Source organism: Bordetella sputigena (assembly GCF_965137885.1).
Lineage (GTDB): Bacteria > Pseudomonadota > Gammaproteobacteria > Burkholderiales > Burkholderiaceae_B > Bordetella_C > Bordetella_C sputigena.
Genome location: NZ_CBCSCA010000002.1, coordinates 539263 through 561745, shown reverse-complemented (window position 1 = coordinate 561745; position 22483 = coordinate 539263). Strand labels below are relative to the sequence as shown.

At 62.1% G+C, this 22483-nt stretch carries 31 protein-coding genes, 1 tRNA gene and 1 pseudogene; 15 read left to right on the top strand and 18 right to left on the bottom strand.

Going from position 1 to position 22483, the window contains the following annotated elements; translation table 11 throughout:
- Positions 1 to 5 precede the first annotated feature (5 nt).
- Positions 6 to 1265, top strand: coding sequence for a glycolate oxidase subunit GlcF (gene glcF / locus ACNA0R_RS05780; protein ID WP_415824977.1), 1260 nt, complete (start codon positions 6 to 8; stop codon positions 1263 to 1265).
- On the opposite strand, the gene ACNA0R_RS05775 is transcribed toward glcF, so the two are convergent.
- Genes ACNA0R_RS05775 through ACNA0R_RS05765 form a run of 3 tightly spaced genes read right to left on the bottom strand, consistent with a single transcriptional unit; the run spans position 1249 to position 4133 of the window.
- Entirely contained in the window at positions 1249 to 2688 is a 1440-nt protein-coding gene (locus ACNA0R_RS05775; protein ID WP_415824976.1) for an NAD(P)(+) transhydrogenase (Re/Si-specific) subunit beta, read from the bottom strand. The two genes, glcF and ACNA0R_RS05775, sit on opposite strands and share 17 nt — an antisense overlap.
- Positions 2685 to 3014, bottom strand: coding sequence for an NAD(P) transhydrogenase subunit alpha part 2 (locus ACNA0R_RS05770; RefSeq protein ID WP_415824975.1), 330 nt, complete (start codon positions 3012 to 3014; stop codon positions 2685 to 2687). The genes ACNA0R_RS05775 and ACNA0R_RS05770 overlap by 4 nt, the downstream gene beginning before the upstream one ends.
- A complete protein-coding gene (locus ACNA0R_RS05765; RefSeq protein WP_415824974.1) occupies positions 3015 to 4133 on the bottom strand; it encodes a Re/Si-specific NAD(P)(+) transhydrogenase subunit alpha in 1119 nt (372 codons plus the stop codon).
- A 111-nt stretch (positions 4134 to 4244) separates the two neighbouring features.
- Here ACNA0R_RS05765 and mnmA point away from each other — a divergent pair, with 111 nt between their 5' ends.
- Together mnmA and ACNA0R_RS05755 are read left to right on the top strand one after the other, a co-directional pair.
- A complete protein-coding gene (mnmA, locus tag ACNA0R_RS05760; RefSeq protein ID WP_415824973.1) occupies positions 4245 to 5384 on the top strand; it encodes a tRNA 2-thiouridine(34) synthase MnmA in 1140 nt (379 codons plus the stop codon).
- A gap of 21 nt (positions 5385 to 5405) precedes the next feature.
- The gene (locus tag ACNA0R_RS05755; RefSeq protein WP_415824972.1) at positions 5406 to 6221 is read left to right on the top strand and encodes a sulfite exporter TauE/SafE family protein; all 816 of its coding nucleotides are present in this window, start codon (positions 5406 to 5408) and stop codon (positions 6219 to 6221) included.
- Positions 6222 to 6236: 15 nt separating this feature from the next.
- On the opposite strand, the gene ACNA0R_RS05750 is transcribed toward ACNA0R_RS05755, so the two are convergent.
- Entirely contained in the window at positions 6237 to 6851 is a 615-nt protein-coding gene (locus tag ACNA0R_RS05750) for a glutathione S-transferase (protein ID WP_415824971.1), read from the bottom strand.
- 170 nt (positions 6852 to 7021) lie between these two features.
- On the opposite strand from ACNA0R_RS05750, the gene purB reads away from it, so the two are divergent.
- From purB to ACNA0R_RS05735, 3 genes are all read left to right on the top strand, one after another.
- Positions 7022 to 8398, top strand: coding sequence for an adenylosuccinate lyase (gene purB / locus ACNA0R_RS05745; protein ID WP_415824970.1), 1377 nt, complete (start codon positions 7022 to 7024; stop codon positions 8396 to 8398).
- A 257-nt stretch (positions 8399 to 8655) separates the two neighbouring features.
- A complete protein-coding gene (locus tag ACNA0R_RS05740; protein ID WP_415824969.1) occupies positions 8656 to 8886 on the top strand; it encodes a hypothetical protein in 231 nt (76 codons plus the stop codon).
- Between the two features lie 92 nt (positions 8887 to 8978).
- Positions 8979 to 9296 carry a hypothetical protein gene (locus ACNA0R_RS05735; protein ID WP_415824968.1) on the top strand — a complete coding sequence of 106 codons (318 nt, stop codon included), beginning with the start codon at positions 8979 to 8981 and terminating at the stop codon, positions 9294 to 9296.
- Positions 9297 to 9298: 2 nt separating this feature from the next.
- Here the strand turns inward: ACNA0R_RS05735 and ACNA0R_RS05730 are convergent, their stop codons facing one another.
- Positions 9299 to 9637: a hypothetical protein gene (locus tag ACNA0R_RS05730; RefSeq protein WP_415824967.1), complete on the bottom strand. Its 339-nt coding sequence runs from the start codon at positions 9635 to 9637 to the stop codon at positions 9299 to 9301.
- 411 nt (positions 9638 to 10048) lie between these two features.
- Here ACNA0R_RS05730 and ACNA0R_RS05725 point away from each other — a divergent pair, with 411 nt between their 5' ends.
- Positions 10049 to 10252, top strand: coding sequence for a cold-shock protein (locus tag ACNA0R_RS05725; RefSeq protein WP_086065836.1), 204 nt, complete (start codon positions 10049 to 10051; stop codon positions 10250 to 10252).
- Positions 10253 to 10627: 375 nt separating this feature from the next.
- On the opposite strand, the gene ACNA0R_RS05720 is transcribed toward ACNA0R_RS05725, so the two are convergent.
- The 4 genes from ACNA0R_RS05720 to ACNA0R_RS05705 all read right to left on the bottom strand — a co-directional run bounded on the left by ACNA0R_RS05720 (position 10628) and on the right by ACNA0R_RS05705 (position 12573).
- Positions 10628 to 11197 carry a VirK family protein gene (locus tag ACNA0R_RS05720; RefSeq protein WP_415824966.1) on the bottom strand — a complete coding sequence of 190 codons (570 nt, stop codon included), beginning with the start codon at positions 11195 to 11197 and terminating at the stop codon, positions 10628 to 10630.
- A gap of 342 nt (positions 11198 to 11539) precedes the next feature.
- Positions 11540 to 12082 (bottom strand): tyrosine-type recombinase/integrase, encoded by a 543-nt coding sequence (locus tag ACNA0R_RS05715; protein ID WP_415824965.1) that lies wholly within the window; start codon positions 12080 to 12082, stop codon positions 11540 to 11542.
- Positions 12082 to 12396 (bottom strand): hypothetical protein, encoded by a 315-nt coding sequence (locus ACNA0R_RS05710; RefSeq protein ID WP_415824964.1) that lies wholly within the window; start codon positions 12394 to 12396, stop codon positions 12082 to 12084. The genes ACNA0R_RS05715 and ACNA0R_RS05710 overlap by 1 nt, the downstream gene beginning before the upstream one ends.
- A gap of 9 nt (positions 12397 to 12405) precedes the next feature.
- On the bottom strand, positions 12406 to 12573 hold the full coding sequence (locus tag ACNA0R_RS05705; protein WP_415824963.1) for a hypothetical protein: 168 nt from the start codon (positions 12571 to 12573) through the stop codon (positions 12406 to 12408).
- A gap of 300 nt (positions 12574 to 12873) precedes the next feature.
- Here ACNA0R_RS05705 and ACNA0R_RS05700 point away from each other — a divergent pair, with 300 nt between their 5' ends.
- Positions 12874 to 13122, top strand: a complete 249-nt coding sequence (locus ACNA0R_RS05700) for a hypothetical protein (protein WP_415824962.1) — start codon at positions 12874 to 12876, stop codon at positions 13120 to 13122.
- A 387-nt stretch (positions 13123 to 13509) separates the two neighbouring features.
- Here the strand turns inward: ACNA0R_RS05700 and ACNA0R_RS05695 are convergent, their stop codons facing one another.
- From ACNA0R_RS05695 to ACNA0R_RS05680, 4 genes are all read right to left on the bottom strand, one after another.
- Positions 13510 to 13803, bottom strand: a complete 294-nt coding sequence (locus tag ACNA0R_RS05695) for a hypothetical protein (RefSeq protein WP_415824961.1) — start codon at positions 13801 to 13803, stop codon at positions 13510 to 13512.
- Positions 13796 to 14125 carry a hypothetical protein gene (locus ACNA0R_RS05690; protein WP_415824960.1) on the bottom strand — a complete coding sequence of 110 codons (330 nt, stop codon included), beginning with the start codon at positions 14123 to 14125 and terminating at the stop codon, positions 13796 to 13798. Before ACNA0R_RS05690 ends, ACNA0R_RS05695 begins: the two co-directional genes overlap by 8 nt.
- Before the next feature lie 196 nt (positions 14126 to 14321).
- Positions 14322 to 14939, bottom strand: coding sequence for a hypothetical protein (locus ACNA0R_RS05685; protein ID WP_415824959.1), 618 nt, complete (start codon positions 14937 to 14939; stop codon positions 14322 to 14324).
- 8 nt (positions 14940 to 14947) lie between these two features.
- Positions 14948 to 15898: a phosphoadenosine phosphosulfate reductase domain-containing protein gene (locus ACNA0R_RS05680; RefSeq protein ID WP_415824958.1), complete on the bottom strand. Its 951-nt coding sequence runs from the start codon at positions 15896 to 15898 to the stop codon at positions 14948 to 14950.
- A 32-nt stretch (positions 15899 to 15930) separates the two neighbouring features.
- On the opposite strand from ACNA0R_RS05680, the gene ACNA0R_RS05675 reads away from it, so the two are divergent.
- The 4 genes from ACNA0R_RS05675 (at position 15931) to ACNA0R_RS05660 (ending at position 17052) form a co-directional block, all read left to right on the top strand.
- On the top strand, positions 15931 to 16152 hold the full coding sequence (locus tag ACNA0R_RS05675; RefSeq protein WP_415824957.1) for a hypothetical protein: 222 nt from the start codon (positions 15931 to 15933) through the stop codon (positions 16150 to 16152).
- Between the two features lie 114 nt (positions 16153 to 16266).
- Positions 16267 to 16578, top strand: a complete 312-nt coding sequence (locus ACNA0R_RS05670; RefSeq protein ID WP_415824956.1) for a hypothetical protein — start codon at positions 16267 to 16269, stop codon at positions 16576 to 16578.
- 102 nt (positions 16579 to 16680) lie between these two features.
- Positions 16681 to 16839, top strand: coding sequence for a hypothetical protein (locus ACNA0R_RS05665; RefSeq protein WP_415824955.1), 159 nt, complete (start codon positions 16681 to 16683; stop codon positions 16837 to 16839).
- Positions 16840 to 16857: 18 nt separating this feature from the next.
- Positions 16858 to 17052: a hypothetical protein gene (locus ACNA0R_RS05660; protein WP_415824954.1), complete on the top strand. Its 195-nt coding sequence runs from the start codon at positions 16858 to 16860 to the stop codon at positions 17050 to 17052.
- A 7-nt stretch (positions 17053 to 17059) separates the two neighbouring features.
- Here ACNA0R_RS05660 and ACNA0R_RS05655 read toward each other — a convergent pair whose 3' ends face one another.
- On the bottom strand, positions 17060 to 17296 hold the full coding sequence (locus tag ACNA0R_RS05655; RefSeq protein WP_415824953.1) for a hypothetical protein: 237 nt from the start codon (positions 17294 to 17296) through the stop codon (positions 17060 to 17062).
- A gap of 96 nt (positions 17297 to 17392) precedes the next feature.
- On the opposite strand from ACNA0R_RS05655, the gene ACNA0R_RS05650 reads away from it, so the two are divergent.
- Positions 17393 to 17569 (top strand): DUF3606 domain-containing protein, encoded by a 177-nt coding sequence (locus ACNA0R_RS05650; RefSeq protein ID WP_415824952.1) that lies wholly within the window; start codon positions 17393 to 17395, stop codon positions 17567 to 17569.
- Between the two features lie 18 nt (positions 17570 to 17587).
- Here ACNA0R_RS05650 and ACNA0R_RS05645 read toward each other — a convergent pair whose 3' ends face one another.
- Positions 17588 to 18487 carry a recombination-associated protein RdgC gene (locus ACNA0R_RS05645; protein WP_415824951.1) on the bottom strand — a complete coding sequence of 300 codons (900 nt, stop codon included), beginning with the start codon at positions 18485 to 18487 and terminating at the stop codon, positions 17588 to 17590.
- 60 nt (positions 18488 to 18547) lie between these two features.
- Here ACNA0R_RS05645 and ACNA0R_RS05640 point away from each other — a divergent pair, with 60 nt between their 5' ends.
- Positions 18548 to 19306 (top strand): hypothetical protein, encoded by a 759-nt coding sequence (locus tag ACNA0R_RS05640; protein WP_415824950.1) that lies wholly within the window; start codon positions 18548 to 18550, stop codon positions 19304 to 19306.
- A gap of 2 nt (positions 19307 to 19308) precedes the next feature.
- On the opposite strand, the gene ssb is transcribed toward ACNA0R_RS05640, so the two are convergent.
- A complete protein-coding gene (gene ssb / locus ACNA0R_RS05635) occupies positions 19309 to 19806 on the bottom strand; it encodes a single-stranded DNA-binding protein (RefSeq protein ID WP_415824949.1) in 498 nt (165 codons plus the stop codon).
- Positions 19807 to 19896: 90 nt separating this feature from the next.
- On the opposite strand from ssb, the pseudogene ACNA0R_RS05625 reads away from it, so the two are divergent.
- A pseudogene (locus ACNA0R_RS05625) lies at positions 19897 to 21030 on the top strand (IS3 family transposase).
- A 101-nt stretch (positions 21031 to 21131) separates the two neighbouring features.
- Here the strand turns inward: ACNA0R_RS05625 and ACNA0R_RS05620 are convergent.
- Both ACNA0R_RS05620 and ACNA0R_RS05615 read right to left on the bottom strand, forming a co-directional pair.
- Positions 21132 to 21674: an SOS response-associated peptidase family protein gene (locus ACNA0R_RS05620; RefSeq protein WP_415824947.1), complete on the bottom strand. Its 543-nt coding sequence runs from the start codon at positions 21672 to 21674 to the stop codon at positions 21132 to 21134.
- Positions 21675 to 22377: 703 nt separating this feature from the next.
- Positions 22378 to 22454 (bottom strand) — tRNA-Met (locus ACNA0R_RS05615).
- Positions 22455 to 22483 lie beyond the last annotated feature (29 nt).

The window sequence follows — 22483 nt, the reverse complement described above, 5'->3', positions numbered from 1 at the left end:
ACATCATGCAAACCCAAATCGCTTCCTGGGCGCGCGATACGGACTACGGTCGAGAGGCCGATGCCATTCTGCGCCGCTGCGTACATTGCGGTTTTTGCACCGCCACGTGTCCCACCTACCAGGTGCTGGGGGACGAACTGGACAGCCCGCGCGGACGCATCTACCTGATCAAGCAGATGCTCGAAGGCGCCGAGCCCACCCAGTCCACCCAGACGCACCTGGATCGCTGCCTGACCTGCCGCAATTGCGAAACCACCTGTCCGTCGGGCGTCGAATATGGCCACCTTATCGACATCGGCCGCAGCCTGGTGGAAGAGCGTGTCAGCCGACCCTGGGGACAACGCATCAAGCGCGCGCTTCTGCGCAAGGGTTTGACCTCCCGTTGGTTCGCGCCGGCGATGAAACTCGGCAAGACCTTGCGTCCGCTGCTGCCGGCCGCCATGCGTGCCAAGGTGCCCGAGCCGCGCCCCGTGGGCGGTCTCCCGGATGGGCGTGGCCATGCGCGCCAGGTGATCATGCTGTCCGGCTGCGTGCAGCCCTCCATGATGCCCACCATCGACGCGGCCACGATACGAGTGCTGGACACGCTGGGCATCGGCGCGATGATGCTGGCGGAAGGCGGCTGCTGCGGCGCCATCAACCTGCATCTGGACGACGGCGATGCCGCCTTGGCGCAGATGCGCGCCAATGTCGACGCCTGGTGGCCGCTGGTCGAGAGCGGCAGGGTCGAGGCCATCGTCATGAATGCGTCCGGTTGCGGCGCCATGGTCAAGGAATACGCCCATCATCTGCGCAAGGACCCCGCTTATGCCGACCGTGCGGCGCGCATCGTGTCCATGGTCCGCGACGTCTCGGAAATCGTCGCTCCCCATGCGCGCGAGCTGCGGGAGCGCCTGCCGCATGCGCCTGCGCGCGCGGCTTTCCATCCGCCGTGTACCCTGCAGCATTGGCAGGGCCTGCGGCCCCTGGCCGATACGCTGTTGACGGATCTTGGTTTCGAACTGCAGCCCTTCGCCGACCGGCACCTGTGCTGCGGTTCGGCGGGCGCCTATTCGGTCATGCATCCCGAAATGGCGACGTCGCTGCGGGATCGCAAGCTGGCGGCGATCGCGCCCGTCGCGCCCGATGTGATCCTGTCCGCCAATATCGGCTGCATTACGCATCTGCAAAGCGGTACCGCGACGCCGGTGCGCCACTGGATCGAGGCGCTGGACGAGCGGCTGCATGCCGCCCGTCCGGCCGCGGCGGCTACTCCACGGCCTTGACCATATCTTCGATGACTTTCTTGGCGTCGCCGAAAACCATCATCGTGCGGTCCATATAGAACAATTCGTTGTCCAGGCCGGCATAGCCGGCCGCCATCGAACGCTTGTTCACGATGATGTTCCGCGCCTTGTAGGCTTCCAGGATAGGCATCCCGGCGATCGGCGACTGCGGATCATTCTTGGCGGCGGGATTGACCACGTCGTTCGCGCCCAGCACCAGTACGACATCGGTCTGGCCGAACTCGCCGTTGATGTCGTCCATTTCGAACACTTGGTCGTATGGCACTTCGGCCTCGGCCAGCAGCACGTTCATATGGCCGGGCATGCGGCCCGCCACGGGGTGGATCGCATAGCGCACCGTGACGCCTTGCGCCGTCAGCTTCGCCGCCAGTTCCTTCAGCGCGTGCTGCGCCCGCGCAACCGCCAGCCCGTAGCCGGGGACGATAATGACGCTTTCCGCATTGGTCATCAGGAAGGCCGCGTCTTCGGCGCTGCCCGACTTCACGTTGCGTTGCTGCGTCGCCGCGCTCGCACCCGCGCCGGCGCCGCCATTGCCGAAGCCGCCCAGCAGCACGTTGAAGAACGACCGGTTCATCGCCTTGCACATGATGTAGGACAGGATGGCACCGGACGATCCCACCAGCGATCCGGCGATGATCAGCATGGGGTTGTTCAACGAGAAGCCGATACCTGCGGCTGCCCAACCCGAATAGCTGTTCAACATCGAGACCACGACCGGCATATCCGCGCCGCCGATGGGGATGATGATCAGCACGCCCAGCACGAACGCGATGGCGGTCATCACGATGAAGGGCGTCCAGCCTTCGCTCAATACAAAAGCCACGCCGAAGGCCAGCATGATCAGGGCCAGGGCAAGGTTGACGATGTGCTGGCCCGGAAATACCACCGGCGCGCCCTGGAACAGGCGGAAGCGGTATTTTCCGGACAGCTTTCCGAAGGCGATGACGGACCCTGAAAACGTGATCGCGCCGACGAAGGTGCCGATGAAGATCTCCACGCGGTTGCCCACGGGCAACGCGGTGCCCATGGGCGCGATGCCGAAGGCATGCGGCTCGGCGACCACGGCGACCGCGATCGCGACGGCCGCCAGGCCTATCATGCTGTGCATGAAGGCGACCAGTTCGGGCATTTTGGTCATCTCGACGCGCCGCGCCATGATGGTGCCCGCGGTGCCACCGATCAGCAGGCCCAGCAGTACCCAGCCCAGCCCCAGGCCCGCGATGCCGGGACCGGCCAGGCCCACGATGAGGGCCCCGGTAGTCAGCACGGCGATCGCCATGCCCGCCATGCCGAAAGCGTTGCCGATGCGCGATGTGCGGGGATGTGACAGCCCTTTCAGCGCCTGGATGAAGCAGATCGAAGCCAGCAGGTAGAGCAGGGTAACGACGTTCAGCGAGATCATCGCGCCTCCTCCTTCGCCGCTGGCCCGGCGTTGGGGCGCTCCTTCTTCTTGAACATCTCCAGCATGCGCCGCGTGACCAGAAAGCCGCCGAAGACGTTCACCGCGGCCAGCGCCACGGCCAGCACGCCCATGCCGCGTGCCAGCCCGCCTTCGGTCAGCCCGGCGGCCAGCATGGCGCCGACGATGATGATGGCTGAGATCGCATTGGTCACCGCCATCAGGGGTGTATGCAGCGCCGGCGTGACGTTCCAGACGACGTGGTAGCCCACGTACACCGCCAGAACGAAGATGATCAGATTGATCAGGGTAGGACTCAGGGCTTCCATTCAAGACCTCCGAACCACGTTGCCGGCTTCGCAGACCAGGCAGGCCGCGACGATTTCGTCTTCGCGCTGTATGGCCAGCGAACCATCCTTGTCCACCAGCAGCTTCAGGAAATCCAGCACGTTGCGCGCGTACAGGGCGGAGGCGTCCGTGGGCACCAGCGCGGGCAGATTGGTCAGGCCGACCAGCGTGACGCCATGCTTTTCCACCACCTGGCCTTTCTCCGACAAGGGGCAATTGCCGCCACGCTCCACCGCCAGGTCCACCAGCACGGAGCCGGGCTTCATGGCCTGCACGGTTTCGGCGGATACCAGCATGGGCGCGGGGCGGCCGGGGATGAGCGCTGTGGTGATGATGATGTCGGCCTGCTTGCAGCGTTCCGAAACCAGCGCGGCCTGCCGGGCCATCCATGCCGCCGGCATGGGGCGGGCATAGCCGCCGACGCCTTGTGCGATCTCGCGCTCCTCATCGCTCTCGAACGGTACGTCGATGAATTTGGCGCCCAGCGATTCCACCTGTTCCTTGGCGGCCGGCCGCACGTCGGAGGCTTCCACGACCGCGCCGAGCCGCCGCGCCGTGGCGATGGCCTGCAAGCCGGCCACGCCGGCGCCCAGCACCACCGCTCGCGCGGCCTTCAGCGTGCCGGCGGCGGTCATCATCATGGGGAACAGCCTGCCGTAGTAGTGTGCAGCCAGCAACACCGCCTTGTATCCGGCCAGGTTGGCCTGCGACGACAGGACATCCAGGCTTTGCGCCCGGGTAATGCGCGGGGCGGCCTCCAGGGCGAAGCCTGTGACCCCGGTCGTGGCCAGCCGTGCGATACCCTCGCTGTCGTAAGGGTCCAGCATGCCGACCAGGACCGCGCCTGGCTTGAGCGCCGCCGACGCGCTTGCGTCTGGCATCCGTACCGACAGCACGAGGTCCGCGCCCAAGGCCTCGGTTCTCGAACCGAGCGTGGCGCCGGCGGCTTCATAAGCCGTGTCGGGATAGCGCGCGGCATCGCCGGCCCCGCGTTCCACGATGACGGAATTGCCGCCCGCCACGTACTTCTTGACGGTCTCCGGGGTTGCCGCTACGCGTGTTTCCCCCTCCAGGGTTTCTCGCGGTATACCGATACGCATGCGTTCTCCTTGTCGGATATCGGGCCGCTGACACTTATACACGACTTACCCGTCCGTGGCCTCAGTGAAACCACCGGGTAAAATGTCGTTCCGTCCGGCGCACCGACGCCGATGCAATTCTTATCCTCCATGTCCTCCAAAGCTCCAACCAAAGGCCGCGTCGTCGTCGGCATGTCCGGCGGCGTCGATTCTTCCGTTACGGCCTGGCTCCTCAAGCAGCAAGGCTACGAAGTCATCGGCCTTTTCATGAAGAACTGGGAAGACGATGACGATTCCGAATACTGCTCGACCCGGCAGGACTGGCTGGACGCCGCCAGTGTCGCCGACCTGGTGGGCGTCGATATCGAGGCCGTCAACTTCGCGGCGGAGTACAAGGACCGCGTCTTCGCGGAATTCCTGCGCGAGTATTCGGCGGGCCGTACGCCCAATCCGGACGTACTGTGCAACGCCGAGATCAAATTCAAGGCTTTCCTCGATCACGCCATGAGCCTGGGCGCCGATCTGATCGCCACTGGCCACTACGCGCGCGTACGCGCGGTCGATACCGCGGCCGGCACCCGCTATCAGTTGCTGAAAGCCCTGGATGGCAGCAAGGACCAGAGCTATTTCCTGCATCGCCTGAACCAGGCGCAGCTATCCCGCACCATGTTTCCCCTGGGTGAAATCCCCAAGACGCAGGTGCGCCGGATTGCCCACGAAATAGGCCTGCACAACGCCGCGAAAAAAGACTCCACCGGCATCTGCTTCATCGGCGAGCGGCCTTTCCGTGAATTCCTGAACCGTTATCTGCCGACGGCCCCCGGTCCCATCCTGACGCCGGAAGGGCAGCGCGTGGGTACGCATACGGGCTTGTCGTTCTACACGCTGGGTCAGCGCAAGGGCATAGGCATAGGCGGCGTCAAAGGCCGGCAGCGCGATGACGGGACTGCGGAAGCCTGGTACGCCGCGCGCAAGGATCTGCCCGCCAATACGCTGTACGTGGTACAGGGCCACGATCATCCATGGCTGCTGTCCAGTGCCCTGGCCGCGCAGGACGCCAGCTGGATCGCGGGCAGTCCCCCGGCCGCGGGCGACTATGCCGCGAAGACGCGCTATCGGCAGTCCGATGCGGCCTGCAGGTTGCGCGGCGGCGACGGCGATACCTTCATGCTGGACTTCCTCGAACCGCAATGGGCCGTGACGCCGGGCCAGTCGGCTGTGCTCTACGACGGCGACATATGCCTGGGAGGCGGTATCATCGCGTCCCAATGATCATAACGATGGGAGCGGGATGTGGATATTCCTATGTTGATTTGCCTGTTGCTGCTGGGGGCGGGAGCGGGTTTCGCGGCGGGGTTGCTGGGTATCGGCGGGGGCATGGTGCTGGTGCCTTTCCTGACGATGATCTTCGGCTGGCAAGGGATGAGCGAAGACCTCATCGTGCATGCCGCCATCGCCACGTCGATGACGTCGATCCTGTTCACGTCGATCTCCAGCGTGCGTGCGCATCACGCGGCGCGCGCCGTGATCTGGCGTATCGCGTTCGCCATGGCGCCCGGGCTGATCGTGGGCGGCCTGCTGGCGGGCGGCGCGGTATTCGCGGCGCTGCATACCGGCTGGTTGTCGGCTTTCTTTGCCGCCTTCGTGCTGTATTCCGGTTATTCGATGCTGCGCAACACCAAGCCCAAGCCGTCGCGCCAGATGCCCGGCGTGGTCGGGACCTCGGCGGCCGGGGTCGGCATCGGTTTTATCTCGGGACTGGTAGGGGCGGGCGGCGGCTTTCTGTCCGTGCCCTTCATGATCTGGTGCAATGTCCCGCTGCGCAACGCGGTTGCGACATCGGCCGCGCTCGGCTTTCCCATCGCCCTGGCAAATAGCACCGGCTATGTGGTGTCGGGCCTGCGCGAAGCCGGCCACACCCCCGGGATGCTGGGTTATATCTACTGGCCGGCGCTGCTGGCGCTGGTGTGCACCAGCGTATTGACCGCGCCTTTGGGGGCGCGCGCCGCGCATACCTTGCCGGTGGCGACGGTCAAGCGCATCTTTGCCTATCTGCTTTTCGCCCTGGCCATCTTCATGGCCTACAAGGCCTGGCGGGCTTTCAGCTAGGAACGCAGGCGCCGTTCATACGGGGGTGGGCGGCGCCGTATCGATGAACGACTGTCGCGTCGACAACTTGTCGAACAGGCGGGCGAGGTTGGGATGGCCGGCGCGCCAATCCAGGTCGGGGAAGCGCAGGACCAGATAACCCAGGGCACAGCCCACCGCGACGTCCGCCAGGCTGTGATTGATGCCCATGCAATGGGCATGTTCGCCCAGGCTTTTGTTCATCGCGTCCAGGCTGGCGTGGATCTTGCCGTACTGGCGCGCGATCCATTCGTCATTGCGGACACCATCGGGGCGCTGCCTTTCCTTGACGATACCGACGGCGGCATCCAGTACGCCGTCGGCTATGGCTTCCCAGCACTTGACGGCGGCGCGTTCGCGGCCGGACTGGGGGATCAGCCTTGCAACAGGGGAAAGGGTATCGAGATACTCGACGATGACGCGGGAATCGAACAGGGCGCCGCCGTCTTCCATGACCAGGCAGGGCACTTTGCCCAGCGGGTTGTATTGCTGGATCTTAGTCTCGGGAGACCACACGTCCTCCAGTTCAAAGCGGTAATCCAGTTTCTTCTCCGCCATGACGATCCGTACCTTACGTACGTACGGGCTAGTAAGGGAGCCTATCAGTTTCATGGATGCACGGTCATAGTCGGAAAGCGGGCGGCAGTATAGCAGGATGATGCCACGGCGGAACGCAGCTGGCGCGCCCGACGGCGCGCCCGGCGTAGGCAGGAACAGCGGGTGATAAAATCGCGCCGCTTTTCCGCGGTTTTCAATACTCGTTTCGGTTCTGTACCCAGCTCATGCATATTGCCCCCGCCCTCAGTCCGCTCAATGCGCTGTCCCCCCTTGACGGCCGATACGCCTCGCGCGGCGATGCCCTGCGTGGGCTGTTGTCCGAAGCCGGTTTCATGGCGCACCGCGTCGAAGTAGAGGTGGCATGGCTGGCGGCCCTGGCCGACGCCGGCCTGCCGGAGCTGCCGCGCTTTTCGGATGATGCTCATGCACGCCTGCGGGCGATCGTCGACGGCTTCAGCGAAGCCGACGCGGCCCGTATCAAGGAGATCGAGCGCGTCACCAACCACGACGTCAAGGCCGTGGAGTACTGGCTGAAAGAAAAGGTGGCCGATCACGTCGAGCTCTCTCGCGCCGCGGAGTTCATTCATTTCGCTTGTACTTCCGAGGATATTAACAACACCTCGCATGCGCTCATGTTGTCGCGCGCCTGCAACGGTGTTCTAGTGCCCATGTTGCAAAAAGTGTGCGACAAGCTGGGCTCGATGGCGGTGGCCTACGCCGATCAGCCCATGCTATCGCGCACGCACGGCCAGCCGGCCAGCCCGACCACGCTGGGCAAGGAGTTCGCCAACGTCGCCGCCCGTCTGGGGCGGGCGCTGGACGCCATCCGCGCCGTGCAGCCGTTGGCCAAGCTCAACGGCGCCACGGGCAATTACAACGCCCACCTGGCCGCCTATCCCGAAGTCGACTGGCCGGCTTTCAGCCAGCGCGTGCTCCAGGGGCTGGGATTGACGCAGAATCGCCACACCATCCAGATCGAACCGCACGATTGGATGGCCGCGCTGTTCGATGCGGTGGCGCGCGCCAATATCATCGTCCTGGACCTGGACCGCGACGTATGGGGTTATGTGTCGCTGGGCTACTTCAAGCAGCGGCTGAAAGAAGGGGAGGTCGGTTCCTCGACCATGCCGCACAAGGTCAATCCGATCGACTTCGAGAATTCGGAGGGCAATATCGGCCTGGCCAACGCCATGCTGCGGCATCTGGCGGACAAGCTGCCCGTCTCCCGCTGGCAGCGCGACCTGACCGATTCGACCGTGCTGCGCAATCTGGGCGTCGCGTTCGGCTACTGCATGGTGGCCTGGGATGCCTGCCTGCGCGGCCTGGATAAGCTCGAAGTGAACGCGGCGGCGATCGATGCCGATATCGATGCGTGCTGGGAAGTCCTCGCCGAGCCCGTCCAGACGGTGATGCGCCGCTACGGTTTGCCGCAACCCTATGAACAACTAAAGGCGCTGACGCGCGGCAAGGGCATCACGCAGGCTGCCTTGCGTGAGTTCATCCAGGGTCTTGCTCTGCCGGAAGACGCCAAAGCGCGCCTGTTGAACATGACGCCCCGTTCATACACCGGCTTGGCGGCGGAACTCGCCCGGGCGTTGTAAAAAAGTCATCCGTCGATGCAAAGGGCCGGCAGTCCGCCGGCCCTTTTTATTTTGCTCATCCGCCATGGTTGTCCAGGAGCGTTGCATTTCCTAAAGGCTTTGTGTCTGTGCGATTCGCGGAAAATAGGCCTGCGCTAGCTCGTCCCCTGTTTTATTGCCGACCGTGGCAAGCCCGCCGCCCCTGGGAAACGACCACTTGGCGAGTGCAGGCACGCTGCTTGCGATACCCCCGACAACGACCTGTTGGGCGATACGCAATGGAAGTTTTCGCAAAAACCTTCAACGCTTGGGGCGCCACCCTGACCGTGGATCCAGATGGCCAAGGCCGATACAGCTGGAAGATCCTGATCGAGGATCGCCGCCAAGGCGAGCCGCGCGTGCAGTGCATCGCATCGCCCGTCGGATTTCCCTCGGTCAGCGAGACGATCCTGGATGGCCGTGCCGCCCTGGAAGAGTTGGAGCCTGCCCCGTATCCCGTCGATTCCTGACTTTTTTGTGCCGGGCCGCTCGCGGGCGAACCGGCCGCCCCCTGTTTTTTTGTGCCTTTTATCGCCTTAATTACCCAAAATTGGAGAAGAAAATGAGCGCCATGATGTGCCTTCCTTGCCAGAGCATTACGCTAGCCACGCCGGGACTGCAGGCCCACCAGAATCTCGTGCATGAAGGCTTTGTGCGCCCCACGGAAAAGCGCCGCGAAAACCATCGCGAAGACCGTTTTCGCTGCTCTTGCTGCCATACCCAATGGATACGCGAAACCGATCGCTGGGGTATGGATCTGGGTTTTCGTTTGGCGCCGATCCAGGGCGGCGCCAAGCCTCAATATTCGCCGGCGGAAAATACGCCGCGCGCTGGCGTGCGGGTTTATCAAGTGCCCGCCTCGACCCCGGCTTTGTATTGAATTCAATGCAATTCAGTATCGTGACGAGCCGCGTCGTAGCCTAAAAGCTGCAGCGCGGCTTCGTATGCGGGGGCATCGGCGCATAGAAAAACGGCGATGTCGCCAGGATTGATATTGTCGAGGACGTCACCGACTTGTTCCGCGGCCGTCCCTGGTGTCGTGACGGCGGTTGCATGGATCTGGCCGCCCGCCTCGACCTCCGAGCGGGGCACGATATCGGCGATCACGTCCAGGTCTGGCGGGCTGACGACGACATAGCTGCGGATGAATTCGCCGTCGAGTGTGGTGCGAAGGCAAACACCCGATGCCAAATCGCCGGTATGGGCGCTGATAATGCTCATGGTTAACCTTTATGGCTATAGCGGTATGAATCGAGCCAGGCCCGGTATAAGAATATGGGACCGGCGATCAAGGGCCGATCCCTCGGATTCAGATTCAAGTCGCAAAGTGCGCTCCCGCTGCACATCCATTCCGTTTCGTTCCTTCTTCACAATGTTCATGTGCAACGCTGCGTAAGGGCAAAGGGTTCCTATGCGCTGCGATGTAGCAATTGGTTTCACATCGCGAGGCCGGCGCGGGAAAATGTTTTTGACTTAAATGAAGGGCCCGTTCATAGTGTCGTTGAGGTTTTCAAGCAGCGCGATCTGTGTACAGTTCAGAGTTCTTCCCGGTCTCCGCTATTGTTCTTGGCCCTAGCTTGAATCTCTCGTATCCCGGGCCTCGTGCCCATTGTAAATGCAAGGAAAATCGGTATGGAAACCGGCGTCGTCAAGTGGTTCAACTCTGAAAAAGGTTATGGCTTTATCACCCCCGAGTCGGGCGGTAAGGACCTGTTCGCGCACTTCTCCGAAATCCAGGGCAACGGCTTCCGTTCGCTCGAGGAAAACCAGCGCGTGCAATACGAAGTGGCTACCGGCCCCAAGGGTCCGCAAGCTACGAAGATCAGGGTCATGTAATGCCGCGGGCATGAATTCTTGACCAGAAAGCCCCGCCTCGTGCGGGGCTTTTTGTTGGCGTGCGCTTGGGACGACGCGCCCATCCTCCGCGATAATGTGCTCTTCAGTCGCGAAAGGAGCGCGGAGATGATGACAAGCGGCACCCTGGGGGCGGCCCTGAGCACCGCTATCTGGGCGGGCATCGCGGGCGCGGCCTGGGCCGGTGCCACCGCCCGGCTGCTGGGCCGGGCGCGGCAGGCCCGCCCGCTGGTGAGTCTGGCAAATCTGGTGGGGTGGACGCTGATCGTGATGCTTCCGCAAGGGTTGCGATTGTGGGGACCCCCAGCCTTGGTGCAACGCTACCTGCCGCATACCTTGACCGTGATCGAACTGAACCTATTGGTTCGCATTGCCGCGCTTTGCGGGCTGCTCGGTATCTGCGTGGCTATCCTTTACCGCAGGCTCGACAAGGCTATCTACCCGGGTTCTCAAGGGTAGGGCCCGCGGCGCCTCGCCGGCGATAAATCGGATTCCCCGGGCAATCCGGCAATGAAATATCCCGCGCTGCGTCACCTCGGCGCCGGCGTCCGCCAGTCTGGCTGAACGCACCGTGACGTTGCCATCGGGCATCGCCCGATAGCGTATGTATTCAGTCACCGGGCGGTCTTCCGTATCCAGCGTCCGGTGCGTGTCGGCGAAAGCGACATACTGGCTGTTGGGAATCAGGAAGCGCGTAATGCGCATCCCGCCTCGGACCGGTGGGCCGGGCGCATCGCTACCGTCCCGACTGCAAAGGCCCAGATCCAGCAAGGTCGTCACCGACTGGCCCGCCATAAGCGCGGCCACCAGGGCGTGATAATCAGGTAGCTCCTGAGCCGTCGCCGATATGCTCGCGAAGGCGCAGGCCGCGCCAGCCAGGACGGCGGCACGCAGCCCGGCCCGCCTTTGATAAATCCGTGTCGTCATGTCTACTCCGATGGGCGATGCCGCGGGACCAGCAGGGGATAGCCCAGCTCGCCCATTCGAACGGCCGCGGTCTGTGCGGGACGGACGCCGTTGGTTCCCCTCGACAGGCGGCAACGTCGCGCGACACGGAGAAAAAGAAAAAGCCCCGACGCGTGCGTGGGGCTTTCAGAGTATTCCTTGGTGGCGCATCCCTGATTCGAACAGGGGACCTGCGGATTATGATTCCCTCTACCTATTTGGCGGGCGGCCCGCGCCAATCCTCGCGGTTGGGTCCTAGACTGTCCAATATTTCCATCATCAGAACGTCCCGCAGAGCCGCTACTTTCCTTGGCTTCCGTGTCTTTATTGGACAGCCAAAAGGGGTGTCTGGTTGGGCTCCACCGTCTCTCGCCACCGAGCCTTCACATAGATTTCGGTGGTCCGGACGGACTCGTTGCCGCACAGGACCTGAATGAGCGTCAGCGGTACGCCGGCGCGCCACATGTCAGTCGCACCTTTGCCCTTGAGGTCGTAGAACCCGAATGGTGCGCTGATCGCGCCGCGCTTGTACGCGGCGTACACGGTTCTCCTGAACATCGATGAGATGCCGGAATAGGTGTAGGGCTCACCGGTCCTGGTGTGGATGAAGGGCATCCCCGGCCCAATCAGGATCCCCTCCGGCACCAGGCTGGCCAGGATCCGCTCGATATCCGCGGACACCCTGATATCGACCATTTTGCCGGTCTTGGCCTGGTCGTTCCGGATGACGCGCTGGATTGATTCATCCGATTCCCGCTTGTTCACCAAGTTGGCCGGGCCCCATTCGATGATGTCTTCTGGCCGCTGCAACGTGCGGTAGATAAGGTCCATCAAGGCGCGGACCATCTTCGGGCTGGCGTCATACACTACCTTGAACTCGTAGTGCTCAACGTACCGTTCGCGTTTGCGCTCCGGGTTCCGGGTGATGCCGAAGCAGGGGAGAGTGTCGCTTTTTCGCGATTCGCCCTGACTGGGCGGTCAGCCTCGGCGCCGGCGTCGAGGTATTGGGCCACGTGGTGCCCTTTGACGTCCGCCGGCAGCATCTTGCCAAAGAACGCCTTCAGCGGTTCGGCGGCCTTCTGGTAATCCTCGAAAGTACGTTTGGCCATGCCGCGTCGGGACTTCGGAAGGCCGACCCGGCGCTCGCAGTAGACGATGAGCTGATCCAGCCAGTACGCCATTGTGCCGTATCAGCCATCCGGGTCGTTGTAGTGATTGCCGCGCTTGCATGCCTCGCGGTAGTCGGTACCGATATGCTCCCACCGGCTGTCGGTGGGGTGGACGTAATAGAAGGCGCCGTGGCGCATGTACACCCGTGGCGGCAGACCCAGGCTACTGTCTTTGCGCTTTCGCCCCATTCCTGCCTCGTTTGAAAATGGCTGCCAGCGCAGCATGGTCCGGCTGCGCTGGAGCGTCGCCGTGGCCGCTGGCGCCGGCCGGCGTTGCGACCAGGGCCCGCAGATACTCGGCGCGCGCGACCAGGGGGCGCCCGCTGGGTTTTTTGTTGACCAGCAATCCCAGTTTCCGGAGATACCGGATCTGGGCTGCGGGCTGTGTCAATGGATCGCAGATACGCGCGATCTCATCGTCCGATAGGTCGGGTGATGTCGTTTCCATAGTGCTCTGGGGAAACTCCGCCGTGGGTGGCGGAACTGTAGATGATGGCGGCGCACCTACGCGCCGTGGACCAGCCCTTCCTGGCCGGAGACGGGCGCAGCCTGTGCCGCGGCCTGGGTGTGTCCACGTCCAAGGCCTCGGGCACACGCGTAGTCGCGGCCGGTCGCGGTGAGCCGGTATCGAATGTCGGTCTGTTCCACAATGCCGGCCTGCACGAGCGCGCCAAGGTCGGCGCTGATGTCAGGCATCGCTATCCCCTCGGGCTGATGCCGTACCCAAGGGCCGGCTAAGCTCGACTCTTGCATAAATGTTCGGGTTAACGATGCCATGCGATTGGAACCTTGACGGTTTATCAGTGGCGACCGGACGCCGAATGGGGCTATGATCCGGCGCGCACTCAAGAGGAAGTGAGAATGACTCCATGTAAGGCTTGCGAGGCATACCGCGATGCAAACGTAGAAAAGTTGCCTTCACTACATGGGCGGCTGACACCGATCGTGTTCGAAGGCAAGAACCGGAACCCAAAGCGACCCGTAGACGGTGAAGGGGTGATGGCTGTTCTAGCTGGGCGGGACCTTTTCTTGTGCACGGCGTGTGGTACGCGCTTGTTGAGATGGCGAGACGGAAAGGGCCAATGGCGGTTATTGGAATGATGTTCGCTACATGCCGATCCGCTTTCATGTCGCGTCCCCCTGAGCAGCGGCAGCGGGGGCATCGGCCAGCTGCTTGCGCAACTTCGTGACGGTGCCCCTGGCGGCTCGCAATCGCCTGCTCGTGCGGGCGTGCGCCTGTTCCTCCTGCTGATACCACCGCTGGTAGTTGTCGCGCTCGCGGATCAGCTCCGTATGGCGCTGTGCCATCCTTTCGGTAGCGTCGGCGATACGCTGCAAGCTTCCGGCATTGATAGCCTGAAGCGTATTACCGTCCTGGCTGGTGAAGTTCTGCTTGCTGATGTCGCGGATGTTATTCATCGCCACCTCCCCGAGCAGCGGCACGCTTGGCGCCCTCATCCAGCTGTTTCTGTACCCAGGCGCGCATGTGCGACCCACGCTCCGCTTCTGCGTCTTTGCGCGGCATCTTGCGAGTCACGTAATGCCGGCCGTACTCCGGGTAATAAGGCCTCACGGGCCCGAAGATCGGCACTTCTACCCACTCCGTATCTTCGAAAGCCTCATCGTTCTCGAAAACGATTTCCTGGGCCATGCAGGAGGCGATGCCGAACGCGTCGGCCACCTGGTAGTAATCCTCCGGGTCCAACTTCGACAGGTCAATGCCGCGCGCGGCACCAAGCACACCAAGGGTGCAAAATTGACCATCCGTTTGAGTGCATGAGCGATCAGGCGCTTATCCGGCATGGCGTCAAGGCTCGCCGCGAGGTCTCGGAGGAATTGCTGCCCGCGCTTGCCCCGCAACGCACTCGCCACCCGTCCACGCCAACGGCCCAAGGCCAGGGCGTCGTCCCCATCTCCGTCATCGTATCCGCTTCGGCTCATGGCGCCTCCTTGCTGGGACGTTTGGCACGAATGGCGGCGAGCAGTTCGCGCACCGCACCCAGGAACAATCTTTCGTTCCCGGTGGCATTGGTGATGACCACTTTGTCGGCGAGCAGCTGCAGGTCGCCGGCAGGAAGGGGCTGCTCCGGCGGCCGTCGCGCGATGTAGTCGCGCCAGGGCACCTTCGTGCCGTCGACCATGAAGCCCCAAGGGCCGCGGTGGCGCCAGGTGATGAAAAGCGTCCAGACACCGCCGGGGCTGACCTCGGCGATGCGGTGGAACTGTTCGAAGCGAAGCGCCGCCGTGTCGCCGGCGCGCCGGACGTAGGTGCCGTCCTGGCGCTCCTCGATGTACCAGCCGCGCAGGATGACAGTGCGCGCGTTCCAGGGGCGGTCATGCAGATCCCTGTCGGCATCGGGCCGCATGATGTGGTGCACGCGGATCGAAGGTAGCCACGACCAGCGCGGCGGTACCGGATCGCCGGAGGCGTCCTTCCCGTAAGGATTGAACAGCCACCAGCGTCCCATATAGACGTCGTCACCGTCGGCGGATGTGATGTTGGTGTAGGGCGTGCGCTGGGCGCGTTTGATAATCCTGTTGACAAGCCAGTCCATGGATTTTCCTATTCGCAAAGGCCATACGACGAACTGCAACTCGTTGGCTCTTCCAAGTCGGTGAGGAGCGAAAATTGGCGGCCGTCGCGGCTGGTGCGGGCCCATCGGACGGCTTCCCATACGCCGTTGGCGCCATTCTTTTGCTTGTGGAAGAACGTCGCGTTCGAGCCAGGACGCGTGACGGATTGGACGAGCCGTTCCCATTCGGCGATGCGTGCGATGTGCTCGGGAAATCGGCGTGCTACCGCTGTCAGATCGTCTTTGCCGCAGTTGATGCATGGCATGCAGCCCACGCGGGTCTGGCCTTGCATATAGAGCGGGTTCGGTCTGATTCCCGTGACGCGATGGGCTTCGAACACATCTCCGACGTTCCACCGCAGGATCGGCCGGTAGATCGACAGTCCGCCTCCCAGCCATTCGTAAGCTGGGAGCCAGCGGCGGGCCTCCGACTCATCGGCGCGCACGCCCTGCCAAGATTCGACCTGATGTCCCTGGTCAATGAGTTCGAGCTGGTACTCGGTAATGGGATCACGCTTCAGGCATTCGGTGCAGAACTGGCGCTTCCTGGAGGGGAACCCGCCACGCACCAGGTAGAGGTCGAGGTACGGATTACCGGTCGGATGCAGCAGTTCCAGCGCTCGTGCCGCCGCCTCTGGCGTCCAGGTGTATTTGAACTGACGGCGCCCATAGACGGCCGACTCTGGCTCGCCGGCGGCGATTCGGGCAAGGTTCTTTCGCTTCCGCTCGAACTCGTCAGTGAAGTCGGCCTGCACTACATCCACGGTGATGCCTAAGGCGCCTGGCAGATATTTCAGCGCATAGGCATACGTGGCTTCGTGCTCATTACCAGTGTCGGCGAACACGAAGCGGCAGGCGTCCTTACCATGCAGTTCCAGTGCCACCAGCGCGGTCGCGGTGCTGTCCTTGCCGCCAGAAAGGGAAATGATATAAAGTTTCATCCGTTAAACCCTTCCCGATCCTGAACCGCACAATGGACTACACAACTGTCTCCCCAGAAGAGCTCGAACGAATCCTCAATGACGAGATGCGAAGGCACTCCTTCTATAACCCAGGGTGGGGCGTTCGCCTGGTCAAGGTCGGAGGCAGCTATATGCTTGAACCGATTGATGGAGCTTCCGCACAAGTGATCAATGAAGCGCTGCGCGCCATCCTGAAAACGCACCGTATGGATTTCACGGTGCTGCCTGCTTGATTCCTCCTGGCCCGGATAGGGGAAGTCCGCGGCCGGTTTTTGGTTTTTGCTCTTGCTGTTGTGGCTCATGGCCAGGGCGCAGTACGATCGGCGCACCACTTTGGAGGCATGGCAATGTCCGAGACCCGTGACCAGGAAGTCGCGGCCGCACTTAGCCGCGGCAGGCTCGTCTGGATGAAGGAGAACCCGAAGGAAGTGCATGCTGCGCAGAATCGATTCACACTCGATGAAGCCGACGCCCTGGGTACCGATCATTCGCAGCTTGTGGAATTGGAAATCAGCAACGCAATTCAGAGCGATGCAGATAGGCATGGGATCGATGTGAATGAAATGCTTCTGCAACTCGGCGCAGGTTCCAACGCCGAGTTCATGCGCCTCCGCGCCAAGGTTGCCGCGCAGGTCTCGCGCATTCTCGGGACCGACTGACCGCATTGCCGGCGCATTTGGGCCTATACCGGGCTCATTCCGGCCTGACACCGGAGCGCCGCCGCAGTACGATTTCCCCCGTTCCGATCTTGGGAGAGGGGTATGGCGGACGATTGGCATCTGACCGAAACCTACAAATCGATGATTTCGATTTCGGTTGAAGGCTTCAAATACTTGGCGTTGCTTAATGGTGGTGCTGCTGCCGGCATGCTCACCACGTTCGATCGTCTCTCCAACGTCATGGCGATGTGTGGATTGTAGGCGGCGATCCTGCTGTTCGTGGTCGGTTTGGTTTTCGACGCGGTCGCTATGTTCGGGTCGTACTTCACGCAGCACACGCTGTTCAATGAAAAATCGGGCACCGCCAAGAAGGACAGCCATAAGGCACCTTTCGCGGTGGCCGTGACCTTTTCCGGGCTGAGTTTGATAGCGTTCGCGGTTGGTGCTGTGACCGCTGTGCTGAGCGCGCGGTGAAGGACTGTCAGGAACCATTGGTCGCCCGGCCTCCACGCAACGATAAATGGGCGCGCAACTGCGCGATCTCGACGGCTTGCTGGGCCACGATGTCCTGCAGGGCGGAGATCGTGGCCCGGTCTTCGGCAGCCATGGCATAGGCGTTGGCGAGCGCCACCACGAGTGCCCTATGGTCGAGTGGAGATTGAGCAATCGATGGGGTTGAGGCTTTGTCCTGGACGCCAGACAAATCGGGCTTGTGCATTAACGTAATTCCTTATGCCAACTGCCAATGGCGCAGTGCTACGCTGCCCAGCGGCTGGGCATGGCGATCCGGCCATAACAAAACAGAGGAGATGAAATGCCTGACAATCTGCAAAAGCGTGGTCCCGCTGATGCGTCGCGCGTGAATGTCAATGAGCCGTGGGAGCTGAGCTACTGGTGCGGCAAGTTCAATGTGACGCCTGACCAGCTTCGTGCGGCGGTAAGGGCCGTTGGCGTGATGGTCAAAGACGTTCAGCGGCATCTGGGGCGGTGAGCCCCAAGGCGGCGGCGCTTAATCAGGCCGCCGTTCTCCGCCCAGCGCTTCCACCAAGTCGCCCAGCAACTTGGCCAGCTCGGCCGTCATGAGCGTGAAGTCCGAATCGAAGCGCTCCGCGTAGTTGTGGGCCACGTCGGACGGCTCTTTCAGGACGTCCAGCGGCGCTATGCGCTTCAGGTCCAGGGCATCGGTCAGGACGAAGGAAACGCGGTCGGCCCAGGTCATTGCCAGCCGCGTACATTGCTTGCCGGCGCGGATGTGCTTCGAAGCGTCATCCGCATCCATGGATTGCTTGACGTAGCGGATCTTGGCCTGGCTGTCGCCGGTGGCGCGCAGCTCGGTGTCCTGGTCGATTGAGAAGTTGGCTGGCGGCTCGTCGCTTTCCAGCCAAACCGTCATTGCCGCCGCTGGTGACTGGCGGACAAACAGCGATTCGATGGGAAACGGGTCCAGGGTCTTGGCCAGCAGGCCCAGGGCTTCGTCCGCCCTGGCGTCCGCGCCGGCGTCGACCACCAGCCACCGATTCTTCGGATCGATCCAGATGCGCGTATCGCGGTGAACGGAGAAGGCCTTCGGCAGCAGCTCGTCGATGACGCGCTCCTTGATCTCCTTCATCTGCTTGCGCCCTGGCCGGTAGCTCTGCCGCTCTCCGAGTTCCGCCACGCGGGCGCGTGCTGCCTGATTTATGACCGCGGCGGGCAGCAGCTTGCGCCGCGCGTGCAGGGTTGCCAGGATCTGGCCTGAGACCGCATACGCCAGGCCGCCGCCTTCCAGTGGGGGCACCCAGCCCAGGCTCTGGAATTCCAGGCCGATGGCGGCGTCCAGGGCGCGTTTTGCGAATGCGCCTTCCAGGGCCGCGACATCTACAGGCGCCTGCTTGGCGAGGCGGTACACCTTCAGGTTCTTGAACCACATTATTGAATTGCTCCTGCTATGGCGTCTATGATTTGCGCCATTCGGAAGGGGAGAAACAGGGTGAATGAGCAGCGTGGGTATGTGCTTGAAGCAAGCGCCGTGATCGTTGTGACGATAGGGATGGTGGTCGCGATCCGGGGCTGGCCTGACATCACAGACATCGGCAGCCAGACATGGGCGGCCTGGGTACAGGCGTTAGCCGCTGCTGTTGCCATCTGGTGGGCGGCCAAACTTGGCCGGCGGCAAATGGAAAACGAACTTAAATTACAAAGGGAGGCACGAGAGGCGGAGGAAAGTCGTCGGAAAGCGGATCATGCGGAGGGTGTCCGTCGTGTCATGCAGGCACTAAGGGACGAGATCGCCGCGCGGTGGACCCACATCGAGGGCATTTACGGGCCAGCCTTCATCGATGCGACGCGGCACTCATCGACCCCAATGCTTTCGATGTACAACCCCATGCCGCTTGATCCGTTTCCTGTGTTCAAAAGTCTCGCATCTCGTATAGCGGAGATACCCCATTCAGAAATCAGAAATGCGGTCGTGAAGGGATACGCCGTGTTCGAGGGGTTGATCCTTGCAGTCGCAGCCAATTCGGAGCTCGCAAAGCAATACCATGCTTTCGTAGCGAATGACAACTCGCTTAGAAAGCATGGAAATGTAGGTCGAAGCGCGGGTACGGAAATTTCCGCTGCGGCGCTTGAGCAGTATTACCCCATATTCAATGATGTCTACCGAAAGGCGAAGAAGGAGATCGTCGCATTGATCGAGATGCTCAATGCTGCGCCTGAGCTTCGAGAATCGTGTTCGCCTAAACCCTAGGCCTAGAAGGGTATGTCGTCTTCCATGTCCGTGAGGGCACGGGTGCCGGCATTGGCGCTACCGTCGGGCCCTGCGCCCTCGCGGGCCGCCTGATAGTCATTCCGGCGCCTGGGCCGTCCACTGTCCGGTGCATCAGCGGCGTGCCCACCCTGATCGCCCAATTCGCGCTGCCCCAACATCTGCATCTGATCGGCGATGATCTCGGTGCTGTAGCGATCAGCACCAGTGTCACGGTCCTGCCATTTCCGCGTCCTGAGGCGGCCTTCGATGTAGACCGGCCGGCCCTTTTTTAGATACTCGCCGGCGATCTCCGCGAGTCGGCCATACATGACGACGCGGTGCCACTCCGTTTCCTCGCGCGGCGCGCCAGTGGCTTTGTCTTTCCAGTGGGAGGTCGTGGCGACAGAGATATTGCAGACGGCCTCGCCAGTGCCGGAATACCGAATGTCCGGATCTCGGGCCAGGTTGCCGACCAGGATTACTTTGTTGACGCTGGCCATGCTGGCGGCCGCGCCTTCAGTTCGTAAGCTCCCCCACTGCGTAGACATCAGCCAGTAGAATTTCGGAGCCTCCAAGAGTCGGAGACTCCCTTGAAGAAAAGCAGGTTTACAGAAAGCCAGATGGTTGCGGTGTTGAAGGAAGGCGAGACGGGAGTTCCGGTCGCCGAGCTGTGCCGCAAGCACGGCATCAGCAACGCCACGTATTACCAGTGGAAGAGCAAGTACTCGGGCGTGCAGGTGTCCGAGCTGCAACGGCTGCGTGAGCTGGAAGCCGAGAACGCCAAGCTCAAGCGCATGTACGCCGATCTTGCCCTGGAGAATTCGGCGATCAAAGATGTTCTGAACCGAAAATCCTGACGCCGTCGGCCAGGCGCGAGGTGGTCGAGCTGCTGGTGCAAGGCCGCTTGTCGATCACGCGTGCCTGTCGCATTGCAGGCCTGTCGCATTGCAGGCCTGTCGCGGGCGGCGTACTACAAGCGGCCAGCCTCGGCATCTGAGCGAGATGCCGATGTGATCGAAGCGCTCAATGCCATCGTCAGCCGGCATGGGCGCTGGGGATTTTGGAAGTGCTTTACCCGGTTGCGGCTTGATGGCCGCTGCTGGAACAAAAAGCGTGTGCATCGGGTGTACTGCGATATGGGTTTGAATTTGCCTCGGCGTTGCAAGAAGCGGTTGCCAGACCGCCCTCGTCAGCCGCTGGACCTGGCAAGCGAGCCAAACCGCTGCTGGGCATTGGACTTCATGCACGACGCCCTGTATTGCGGCCGGCGGTTCCGAACGTTGAACGTAATCGACGAAGCCAATCGGGAATGCTTGGCCATCGAGGTTGGCACGTCGATCCCATCTGCCAGGCTGATCCGCGTCTTGAGTCGCTTGGTCGACTACTACGGCGCGCCGGATGCGATACGGCTGGACAACGGGCCGGAGCTAGTCTCTCAAGCATTCACCGAATGGGCCGCCGCCAAAGGCATCGCGGTTCGATACATCCAGCCGGGCAAGCCCAATCAAAACGCCTTTATCGAGCGTTTCAACCGAACGTACCGCACGGAAGTGCTCGATGCACACCTGTTCGCCAACCTGGAGCAGGTCCAGGCCGTCACCGACCAATGGCTGGTCGATTACAACGAATATTGCCCCCATGAAGCGCTGGGTGGCGTCCCGCCGGTGCAGTACATGCCCCGGCTAACCCATGCTCCGAATCTCTATCGGCCGTTGTCTACTTGACAGGGGTGGCTACGCCAGCAGTTCAGCCGGATATGGGACCAGGAAGTCGCGGATGTCATGCGCACCGGTCAGCCAGTCTTCGTAGGCACCCGGCGACAGGATCACCACCATGCGCTTTTCATCGCCCGGCCGATGGTAGGTATTCCTTGAACAGGGGATGCTGGTCGGCATTGATCGTCAGCATGGTGAAGCTGGCGATCCATTAGCCCTCCGGCGACGGCCATTGATCCCACAGGCCTGCGATTCCCAGCGGTGCGGGTGAACCTGGTGGCCACCGCCTTTCCGCTGCGCCAGTCCGGTTCGAACACGCTCTCGGCGGGGATCAGGCAGCGCTGCCCGCGGCGCCAGGCGTTGCCGAAGGTGAAGGACTTCGCGGCCGTCTCCGACCGTGCGTTGAAGGTAGATAGTTCCTGCGCCTTGTCGGCGCCGTCGGCCTTCGTCATGGCCGATATAAGGCCCCGCCGCCCGACAACGGCCTCCCGCTCTGGCACGGCCTCATCGCCCAATTCCCATTCTGGCGGCCGGCGCACGAACACTCCCGGGTACTTCGGCCCCATGTCGGGCTCCGGGATCGGGATGCCGCGCGCGCGGAAATAGCGCTCCAACTGCTCGGCCTTCTTGACTGCGGAATAGTGACTGCACATATGCAATCTCTCGAGGTCGACGTATGCGAGGGAAACCCGAAAGGGTTCAACTAGATAGATCGATTAGAGATCGAACTTCCTCGGGGGTCAGCACGACCGTATGGACTTCGCCAGTAACCCCAATCCTCAGGCGTGGGCAAAGCTCTTTTGTGAGTTTGGGCATGGAGAACAGTTGCTTCCATGGTTCCGAGCGCACGTCGACTCGAGGTCCAGGAAACTTGGCTCTTGCACTAGCCGCGATGGTCTTCCCATCCTTGTCACCAAATGCGTCCCAAATTCCAAAACTGGACTCGCCTCCGGTCGCCCCCGGGCATACCAGCAAGATACTGGTTACTGTGATGGGCACTTGCCCTGTGTTGGTGATCAGGATGTCCCAGGTAGTCCACTTTCCAGAGGACAAGGAGGGCACGTTGCTGGCCGTGATGGCAGTGTGGGCGACCACCTGCGCTTTGAAAGTCCGCCGGCGAGATTGTCGCTCCCAATAGTATTTGACTATTAAAGTGCCTAAAGCCCCCAAGGCGGCAAATATGGCCGCGATGGCCCACTTTCCCAGTGTTTCGATATCCACGGTGGCTAGCAGATCTCGCATGGCCTCATCTCTGATCCACTGGACGACATAGTGGATATTAGAAAGCGTCCAATATTTGGTCCAAAACGTCGCAATGAAAAAAGCCTCCACTTACGTGGAGGCCTTTGAATTTGCTGGTGGCGCATCCCTGATTCGAACAGGGGACCTGCGGATTATGATTCCGTCGCTCTAACCGGCTGAGCTAATGCGCCTTCGTTCCGAGGACATTGCGGCGGCCTCA

Coding starts and splice junctions, on each gene's coding strand:
- glcF (WP_415824977.1), top strand. CDS start 6: ATGCAAACCCAAATCGCTTCCTGGGCGCGCGATACGGACTACGGTCGA.
- ACNA0R_RS05775 (WP_415824976.1), bottom strand. CDS start 2,688: ATGATCTCGCTGAACGTCGTTACCCTGCTCTACCTGCTGGCTTCGATC.
- ACNA0R_RS05770 (WP_415824975.1), bottom strand. CDS start 3,014: ATGGAAGCCCTGAGTCCTACCCTGATCAATCTGATCATCTTCGTTCTG.
- ACNA0R_RS05765 (WP_415824974.1), bottom strand. CDS start 4,133: ATGCGTATCGGTATACCGCGAGAAACCCTGGAGGGGGAAACACGCGTA.
- mnmA (WP_415824973.1), top strand. CDS start 4,245: ATGCAATTCTTATCCTCCATGTCCTCCAAAGCTCCAACCAAAGGCCGC.
- ACNA0R_RS05750 (WP_415824971.1), bottom strand. CDS start 6,851: ATGAAACTGATAGGCTCCCTTACTAGCCCGTACGTACGTAAGGTACGG.
- purB (WP_415824970.1), top strand. CDS start 7,022: ATGCATATTGCCCCCGCCCTCAGTCCGCTCAATGCGCTGTCCCCCCTT.
- ACNA0R_RS05740 (WP_415824969.1), top strand. CDS start 8,656: ATGGAAGTTTTCGCAAAAACCTTCAACGCTTGGGGCGCCACCCTGACC.
- ACNA0R_RS05735 (WP_415824968.1), top strand. CDS start 8,979: ATGAGCGCCATGATGTGCCTTCCTTGCCAGAGCATTACGCTAGCCACG.
- ACNA0R_RS05730 (WP_415824967.1), bottom strand. CDS start 9,637: ATGAGCATTATCAGCGCCCATACCGGCGATTTGGCATCGGGTGTTTGC.
- ACNA0R_RS05725 (WP_086065836.1), top strand. CDS start 10,049: ATGGAAACCGGCGTCGTCAAGTGGTTCAACTCTGAAAAAGGTTATGGC.
- ACNA0R_RS05720 (WP_415824966.1), bottom strand. CDS start 11,197: ATGACGACACGGATTTATCAAAGGCGGGCCGGGCTGCGTGCCGCCGTC.
- ACNA0R_RS05710 (WP_415824964.1), bottom strand. CDS start 12,396: ATGGCGTACTGGCTGGATCAGCTCATCGTCTACTGCGAGCGCCGGGTC.
- ACNA0R_RS05705 (WP_415824963.1), bottom strand. CDS start 12,573: ATGGGGCGAAAGCGCAAAGACAGTAGCCTGGGTCTGCCGCCACGGGTG.
- ACNA0R_RS05700 (WP_415824962.1), top strand. CDS start 12,874: ATGATGGCGGCGCACCTACGCGCCGTGGACCAGCCCTTCCTGGCCGGA.
- ACNA0R_RS05695 (WP_415824961.1), bottom strand. CDS start 13,803: ATGAATAACATCCGCGACATCAGCAAGCAGAACTTCACCAGCCAGGAC.
- ACNA0R_RS05685 (WP_415824959.1), bottom strand. CDS start 14,939: ATGGACTGGCTTGTCAACAGGATTATCAAACGCGCCCAGCGCACGCCC.
- ACNA0R_RS05680 (WP_415824958.1), bottom strand. CDS start 15,898: ATGAAACTTTATATCATTTCCCTTTCTGGCGGCAAGGACAGCACCGCG.
- ACNA0R_RS05675 (WP_415824957.1), top strand. CDS start 15,931: ATGGACTACACAACTGTCTCCCCAGAAGAGCTCGAACGAATCCTCAAT.
- ACNA0R_RS05670 (WP_415824956.1), top strand. CDS start 16,267: ATGTCCGAGACCCGTGACCAGGAAGTCGCGGCCGCACTTAGCCGCGGC.
- ACNA0R_RS05665 (WP_415824955.1), top strand. CDS start 16,681: ATGGCGGACGATTGGCATCTGACCGAAACCTACAAATCGATGATTTCG.
- ACNA0R_RS05655 (WP_415824953.1), bottom strand. CDS start 17,296: ATGCACAAGCCCGATTTGTCTGGCGTCCAGGACAAAGCCTCAACCCCA.
- ACNA0R_RS05650 (WP_415824952.1), top strand. CDS start 17,393: ATGCCTGACAATCTGCAAAAGCGTGGTCCCGCTGATGCGTCGCGCGTG.
- ACNA0R_RS05645 (WP_415824951.1), bottom strand. CDS start 18,487: ATGTGGTTCAAGAACCTGAAGGTGTACCGCCTCGCCAAGCAGGCGCCT.
- ssb (WP_415824949.1), bottom strand. CDS start 19,806: ATGGCCAGCGTCAACAAAGTAATCCTGGTCGGCAACCTGGCCCGAGAT.
- ACNA0R_RS05620 (WP_415824947.1), bottom strand. CDS start 21,674: ATGTGCAGTCACTATTCCGCAGTCAAGAAGGCCGAGCAGTTGGAGCGC.